Annotated in this window: 7 protein-coding genes and 1 tRNA gene; 5 read left to right on the top strand and 3 right to left on the bottom strand. The window is 66.0% G+C overall.

Annotation, left to right across the window (positions count from 1 at the left end; genetic code table 11):
• Positions 1 to 224: 224 nt before the first annotated feature.
• Positions 225 to 297, bottom strand: a tRNA-Arg gene (locus AC3WTE_RS32275).
• Positions 298 to 537: 240 nt separating this feature from the next.
• On the opposite strand from AC3WTE_RS32275, the gene AC3WTE_RS32270 reads away from it, so the two are divergent.
• The 5 genes from AC3WTE_RS32270 (at position 538) to AC3WTE_RS32250 (ending at position 4935) form a co-directional block, all read left to right on the top strand.
• A complete protein-coding gene (locus tag AC3WTE_RS32270; protein WP_087072477.1) occupies positions 538 to 1533 on the top strand; it encodes an AraC family transcriptional regulator in 996 nt (331 codons plus the stop codon).
• 153 nt (positions 1534 to 1686) lie between these two features.
• Positions 1687 to 2955 carry an NAD(P)/FAD-dependent oxidoreductase gene (locus tag AC3WTE_RS32265; protein WP_236147732.1) on the top strand — a complete coding sequence of 423 codons (1269 nt, stop codon included), beginning with the start codon at positions 1687 to 1689 and terminating at the stop codon, positions 2953 to 2955.
• Between the two features lie 69 nt (positions 2956 to 3024).
• Positions 3025 to 4227, top strand: a complete 1203-nt coding sequence (locus tag AC3WTE_RS32260) for a cytochrome P450 (RefSeq protein ID WP_492443691.1) — start codon at positions 3025 to 3027, stop codon at positions 4225 to 4227.
• Between the two features lie 5 nt (positions 4228 to 4232).
• Entirely contained in the window at positions 4233 to 4553 is a 321-nt protein-coding gene (locus AC3WTE_RS32255; RefSeq protein ID WP_135428537.1) for a 2Fe-2S iron-sulfur cluster-binding protein, read from the top strand.
• Positions 4554 to 4623: 70 nt separating this feature from the next.
• A complete protein-coding gene (locus tag AC3WTE_RS32250) occupies positions 4624 to 4935 on the top strand; it encodes an EthD family reductase (protein WP_492443689.1) in 312 nt (103 codons plus the stop codon).
• Between the two features lie 117 nt (positions 4936 to 5052).
• Here AC3WTE_RS32250 and AC3WTE_RS32245 read toward each other — a convergent pair whose 3' ends face one another.
• The gene (locus AC3WTE_RS32245; RefSeq protein WP_161976603.1) at positions 5053 to 5193 is read right to left on the bottom strand and encodes a hypothetical protein; all 141 of its coding nucleotides are present in this window, start codon (positions 5191 to 5193) and stop codon (positions 5053 to 5055) included.
• Positions 5190 to 5855, bottom strand: a complete 666-nt coding sequence (locus AC3WTE_RS32240) for an NlpC/P60 family protein (protein ID WP_135428527.1) — start codon at positions 5853 to 5855, stop codon at positions 5190 to 5192. Before AC3WTE_RS32240 ends, AC3WTE_RS32245 begins: the two co-directional genes overlap by 4 nt.
• Positions 5856 to 6150 lie beyond the last annotated feature (295 nt).

Raw genomic sequence — 6150 nt, 5'->3', positions numbered from 1 at the left:
GGTCCACGCCGCCGACGTCACCGCTCGATGTTCATCGCTTAGCGCCGGATTGGGCGGGTTTTGCTCCTCGACCCCCGCGTCACCCTCGAGTTCGGCGACTGGTGGGACGGCTGGGTCCCAGCTAAGTGACAGTTGTGACATCGCGTGACAACGAACCGACCGGCACCGACAACTGACAGAGATGAGATTTGGCATCACCGCACGTGAAGCGGTGTTTTCAACTGTGCCCCCGGCAGGATTCGAACCTGCGGCCTTCTGCTCCGGAGGCAGACGCTCTATCCCCTGAGCTACGGGGGCTCAACGGGCGATGGCTAGCGTAGCGCACTCGCAACGCTCGACCCAATCCGGCTGGTCACAACGCCTATCGCCCTCCGCCGGAACCGATATGACTGTTTCGCGGCTGCCGACGCGTTGTGGATACGAACTGGGCGCGAACTGGCTAGACACCGTCTGTTGCGATGCCCCACACTGGTTACCCACAGATATGACATCGGTCACAGCCTGGCCGACGTCGAGCCAGATGGTTTGGAGGCCTGAATGGGAACGTCGACGACGAGCACGTCGCGGCCGGCCAGACCGACGTCGTCCGTCTTCTCGCTGAAGAAGCTGGAGGAGTCGGAACGGGCGGTGACCACCGCCTTCTATCCGCACAAGGCGTCGATGGAGCGCAATCAGCAGCAGTTCCGGGGGATTCTCACCGTCCAGAACGTCGGTCCGATCACCATCGGTGAACTGGACTACAACAGCGAGGTCTCCCTGGACTTCCCGCACATCACCAACGGGTACCACGTGAACGTCCCGGTCGAGCACTCGATGTCGTCCAGATCGCGCGGGCGGGAGGTCCACATCACCCCGAAGCACGGCGCGATGTACCGCAAGGAGGCGGACGCGCTGCTCAAGGCGAGCAGGCGACTGCACATGACCGCGGTCAAGTTCGACAGCGCCGCCCTGGAACAGACGTTGTCGGCCCTGCTCGGCGAACCCGTCGAGGTGGATCTCGAACTCGCATCCGGGATCAATCTCGAGCGCGGCCTGGGCAAGGAGTGGTGGGACCTGCTCTCCGACGTCCGTCGGCAGATCGACGGCGGCAACACGCTCTTCAGCTGCCGGATGGTCGCCGACCCGCTGGCCCAGTCGCTCATGACCGGCTTCCTCCTCGCGAGTACCCATCAGTTCTCCGAGCAACTGCATTCGGGCGACTCGGTGGCGACGCCCGAGTCGTTGAAGCTCGTCGAGGACGCCATCATGGCGCGGCTGTCCGAATCGTTCACGTTCACCGAGATCGCGCAGGAAGTCGGGATCAGCCTCCGGGCCATCCAGCGCGGATTCGCCCACCACATCGGCACGACCCCGTCCCAATTCGTGCGGACCGAACGACTGCGACGGGCCCACGTCGACCTCGTCGCCGGTGATCCGTCGACCACCCGGGTCGCCGATGTCGCAGCCCGCTGGGGCTTCACCCATCTCGGCCGGTTCTCGGCGCAGTACCGAAAGCTCTACGGCGTGAGTCCCTCGGACACCTTGCGCTCCTAGGGTTCTCGACGCCCAGCCCTACTCCCCCTCACCCACCCACCCACCCCATCTCCTCTCGATGCCGACCCCTGCGGGGTACGGCCAGTGACGTGATCCCGAAACCCCTCTCCGGCAATCGACGCATGCCCTTGCCGCGCGTGAAAGGAAGCGAAGTTGACGACGACCACCGCGACGCTCACCGACGTGATCATCATCGGCGCCGGGCAGGGCGGCCTGCAGGCAGCGATGTCGCTGCGCGATCACGGCTATACGGGCCGCCTGACGATCGTCGGCGACGAACCGGGCCTGCCGTATCAGCGTCCTCCGCTGTCGAAGGCGTATCTCATCAACGACGACGCCATGTCGGAGGAACTCCTGCTGCTCCGGCCGCACTCGGTGTTCGAGCGACTCGACATCGACCTCATCACCGGTGACGGCGTCACCCGCATCGACCGGGTCCGCAGCACCGTGTCGCTGAGTTCGGGTCGCGAACTGGCCTTCGACCACCTGATCCTGGCCACCGGCGCCCGGCCGCGGGAGCTGAGCGTGCCGGGCGCCGACCTCGCGGGAGTGGAGGCACTGCGTACGTGCGACGACGCGAAGGCGATCCGCGCGGGGCTCACCGGCCCGGCACGGGTCGTGGTGATCGGCGGCGGCTTTGTCGGGACCGAGGTGGCCGCCGCGGCGACCAAGCGAGGCCACTCCGTGACGATCGTCGACATGGAGGCCCGTCTCCTCAATCGGGCTGTGTCCCCGGAGATCTCCGCACTCGTCACGGCGGCGCATCGCCGCAGGGGAACCGCGGTCGTCCTGAACGCCGGCGTCAGCCGGCTGTGCGGCTCCGACGGCACCGTCGAAGCCGTGGAACTCACTGACGGGCAACGGATTCCGGCCGACTTCGTAGTTGTCGGCATCGGCGTCGTGCCCAACACGGAGATCGCCGACGACGCCGGCCTCGCCGTCGACAACGGCATTCTCGTCGATGACCGGTTGCGCACCAACGACCACCGGATCAGTGCGATCGGCGACTGCGCGCGATTCCCGTGCGCACACGCCGACGGCCAGATGCTGCGCCTCGAATCGGTGCAGAACGCCGTCGACCACGCACGACACGTCGCCGCCCGACTCATGGGCGACGCAGGACCCTACGACGCCGTGCCGTGGTTCTGGACCGACCAGTGCGGACTGAAGATCCAGATCGCCGGAATCGGCGCGCAGGGCGCCGAGTCGGTGGTGATCGGCGACGAGGCAGCAGAACGATGTTCGGTGCTGCGGTTCCGCTCCGGCGAACTGTCCTGTGTGGAGTCGGTCAACAGCAGCGGCGAGCACATGGCCGCACGCAAGATCCTGCGCGGTGGACCGCGCCCGGTGGCGCCCGTCGACGGGTCACCCGCTGCCTTCGACCTCAAACACATCGCCCGGGAGGTCGCCACGGCTCGCTGAGAACCCAGTCCTGACACCTAGTGGTGCACTGCACCTTTCACCGACACACCCCTGATCGAGGAGGAATCTATGACACTGTCACTGGCCACGGCCCAGGAACGCTATGCCACCGATGCGGACGTCTTCGCACACGACACCCTGGTCGATCCCTACGACACGTATCGGTCGCTGCGCGACATCGGCCGTGTGTCGTACATGACCCGGTACGACACGTGGGCGCTCACCCGCTACGACGAGGTCCGTCACGCGCTCGGCGACTGGCAGACGTTCAGTTCGGCGCAGGGAATCGGAATGAGCACGGCACTCAACGAGGCGTGGAAGGACTCCGCGTCGTGCAAGGACGGCGCCGACCACCTGCCCATGCGGAAGTTGATGATGCAGGACCTCGGCCCCAAAGCCGCCGCGGCCTACAAGGAGAAGATCCAGCAGGCCGCCGTGACGCTCGTCGAGGAGTTGCTCGATCGCCGCGAGTTCGACGCGGTGCTCGACTTCGCCCAGATGATGCCGATGCGGGTGTTCATGGAGGTGCTCGGTGTCGAGCCCGACATCGAACAGCGCCGCACGATGCTGCACTGGGCGACCGACACCTACAACTGCGCGGCGCCGGACGGCCTCTACGACGACACCCTGCCCAGCATGGACAAGCTCTACAGCTGGGCGCTGGAGAACATCACTCCGGAGACCGCACGCGAGGGCAGCGTCGCCGCGTCGACGTGGGAGTCGGTGGAACGCGGCGACGTCACCGACGTGCAGGCGGTCGCGATCCTGGAGGGTTACGTCACCGCCGGACTCGACACCACCGCCGGTACCCTCGGCAACACGATCGCGCAGTTCGCGGCGAACCCGGACCAGTGGGCCATCGTCCGCGACGACCCCAAGACCATCCCGGGCGCGATCCTCGAGGGCATCCGGTTCGACAGCGTGGGGCAGTGGTTCACCCGCGTGACCACCCGCGACGTCGAGTACGACGACATCGTCATCCCCGCGGGGTCGCGGACGTATCACTCCTACGGGGCGGCAAACCGGGACGAGCGGCACTACCGCGACCCCGACTCCTTCGACGTGCTGCGCAACCCCACCGACCACGTGGGGTTCGGGTACGGCCCGCACATGTGCGTCGGAAAGTCGGTGTCCAACACCGAGATGATCGCCCTGTGGACCGAACTCGGCCGCCGGGTGGATCGCATCGAGCAGATCGGCCCGAAGAAGCAGCACATCAACAACCTCATCCGCAGCCTCGATTCGCTGCCCGTGCGGATCTACCCGAAGTGATGCCGATGCCCAAGATCACCTTCTCCCAATCGGACGGGTCGTCGATCACCGTCGATGCGTCGCTGGACCAGAGCGTCATGCAGGCCGCCGTCGCCGCAGGTATCGACGGCATCCTCGCCGAGTGCGGTGGCAACGCCACGTGTTCCACCTGCCACGTGTACGTCGAACCCGAGCAACTCGGGCTCCTCGCGGACCTGAGCGCCGAAGAAGACGACATGCTCGACTGCGCCGAGGCCGAACGTCGGAGCAACAGCCGGCTGGCGTGTCAGCTGCCGGTCACCACCGACCTCGACGGGCTCCGGCTGGAGGTCCCCGACGCGTTCTGAACGCGTCCGGCACCAGCCGCCTCCCACCACACAAGAACTGTTCGCAGTACCAATCACCAAGGAGTGCACCATGTATCAGATCGTGGTCTGCTACGGCCAGCCCACCGACACCGAGGCGTTCGACACCTACTACGACAGCACCCACGTGCCGCTGGCGAAGAAGCTCCCCGGCCTCGTCGACTACATCACGGTCAAGTGCGTCTCGGCACTGCCCGGGGAAGGGGTCCCGTACTACATGGTCGCGACCGTGACCTTCAACTCGGAGCGCGACGTCAAGGCCGCGCTTGAGTCGCCGGAGATGGACGCCGCGAAGGCCGACGTCGCCAACTTCGCCACCGGCGGCCTGGCCCTCTACATCGGGGATGAGGTCGACCGGACCTAGTTCGACCGGCCACCGTGTGCGCGACGATGGGAAACATGCTGCACCACAGCGTGTTTCCCATCGTTCGCACCGTCACGACCGAGTGCGCACCACCCCGAACATCACGATCCCCGACTGTCACGATCCCCCGCCCCAGGAGCCGCAACCATGTCCGCCTTGATGAAGACGTTCACCATGCTCGAGGTCTCCGTCCTCGTTGACGGTGACCGACAGGTGCGGGTCGGCATCGTCGTCGGGTACCGCGGTGGCGTCGCTCATCGCTGCGTTCCTCCTTCGCTCAGGACTCGTTTCACCACGAGCGAGCTCGTCGGTGAAATCGTTACCAGTGTGACGGGCTGGCCGCGTGTTGTGGGAACGGATGTCGCCAGCGTTGCGCTGATGGCGATCATCACCGTGCGGGGCTGGGTGCCGGTGAAGTCGGAGTAGATCAGATCGGCGGGGGAAATGGCGGTGGGTGCCACGCGTTGTCCGATGGTGATCTGCTCGGCAATGGTCGCCGGCATGGTGATTCCTACGCGGTGAAAGACGTACTGGACTGCCTGGGTTTGGCCGATTCGGCCGTTCTGGGGGCCGTCGACGGTGCCTGCCGTGTCGTCAGCGGTGATGCGGTCGGATACGAGCATGGTGGCGTATCGGGCGACGGTGGCTGCGGTGCTGGTGGTGAGGGTGGAGGTCAGCGGGGGTTGTTGGTAGGGGGCGGTGGACAGTTTCGTGACGCATTCGCGGATTCGGGTCGGCAGGGTCGAGGGGATGTCGGTGAGGGAAGCGTAGGGGTTGGTGCTGGGGAGGGTGGCGGTCTCGGTCGGCTGGGCGGTGGTGTGGAGGGTGGTGGTCGAGGGGGTCGTCGGGTCTTGCGTTGCCGGTGCGGTGGTGGTGTCGGAGGAGGGGCAGAGGGGTCGAGGCCGAGCACGCTGTCGCATTGATAGAGGAAGTCTTGCTGGGTTTGGCTCATGCCGCCGCCTCCGACGAAGGCGGTCATCATCGCGCAGGATGCTGCGGTGATGAGTATGGCTGCGGCCGTGAGGATTCCGGCGACGGTTTTCATGGTCGAGCTCACCTAGGAGTCCTGTCTGACGTGGTGGTCGGGCGCTAGGCGGGGGCGGGGTTGTTGCGCCTGGCTCTCGGCTGCTGAGGTCGTGGGGGTCGAGGAGCAAACCCGCCCAATCCGGCGCTAAGGATTTACCGCACATAGTGTCATACTATGTGCGATCGGAT

This window comes from Mycobacterium sp. FW102-FHT13B02, assembly GCF_058790275.1.
The sequence above is the reverse complement of the archived record's forward strand: the minus strand, read 5'-3'. Positions and strand labels throughout refer to the sequence as shown.